General features: G+C 54.6%; 1 protein-coding gene. It reads right to left on the minus strand.

Annotation, left to right across the window (positions count from 1 at the left end; all coding sequences use genetic code 11):
• Nucleotides 1-956, minus strand: a 956-nt coding sequence (gene tuf, locus BHE85_RS16530; protein ID WP_000223459.1) for an elongation factor Tu, incomplete at both ends; no start/stop codon positions are given.

Genomic DNA, 956 nt, shown 5'->3' on the forward strand with positions numbered 1-956 from the left:
ACAACGCCCGCGCCAACGGTACGGCCGCCTTCACGGATTGCGAAACGCAGACCGTCGTCCATCGCGATCGGGTGGATCAGGGTAACAACCATTTTGATGTTGTCGCCCGGCATTACCATCTCTACGCCTTCCGGCAGTTCGATGGTACCAGTCACGTCAGTAGTACGGAAGTAGAACTGCGGACGGTAGCCTTTGAAGAACGGAGTATGACGGCCGCCTTCATCTTTGGACAGAATGTACACTTCAGATTCGAACTTGGTGTGCGGCTTGATGGTGCCCGGCTTAGCCAGTACCTGACCACGTTCGATTTCTTCACGTTTGATACCACGCAGCAGAACACCTACGTTCTCACCAGCACGGCCTTCGTCCAGCAGTTTGCGGAACATTTCAACGCCAGTACAGGTAGACTTCTGAGTCTCTTTGATACCAACGATTTCAACTTCTTCACCAACTTTGATGATACCGCGTTCTACACGACCGGTAACAACGGTACCACGACCGGAGATGGAGAATACGTCTTCGATCGGCAGCAGGAACGGCTTGTCAATCGCACGCTCTGGTTCCGGAATGTAAGAATCCAGGAAGCCAGCCAGTTCCAGGATTTTCGCTTCCCACTCTGCGTCGCCTTCCAGCGCTTTCAGAGCAGAACCACGAACGATCGGAGTGTCGTCGCCCGGGAAGTCGTACTGAGACAGAAGTTCACGAACTTCCATTTCAACCAGTTCCAGCAGCTCTTCGTCATCAACCATGTCGCATTTGTTCAGGAACACGATGATGTACGGAACGCCTACCTGACGACCCAGCAGGATGTGCTCACGAGTCTGCGGCATCGGGCCGTCAGTCGCAGCAACTACCAGGATCGCGCCGTCCATCTGAGCAGCACCGGTGATCATGTTTTTAACATAGTCGGCGTGCCCCGGGCAGTCTACGTGTGCGTAGTGACGGGTCGGGGTGTC

The sequence above is a fragment of the Shigella sp. FC1567 genome, assembly GCF_001743015.1.
In the GTDB taxonomy this organism is placed as follows: domain Bacteria; phylum Pseudomonadota; class Gammaproteobacteria; order Enterobacterales; family Enterobacteriaceae; genus Escherichia; species Escherichia coli.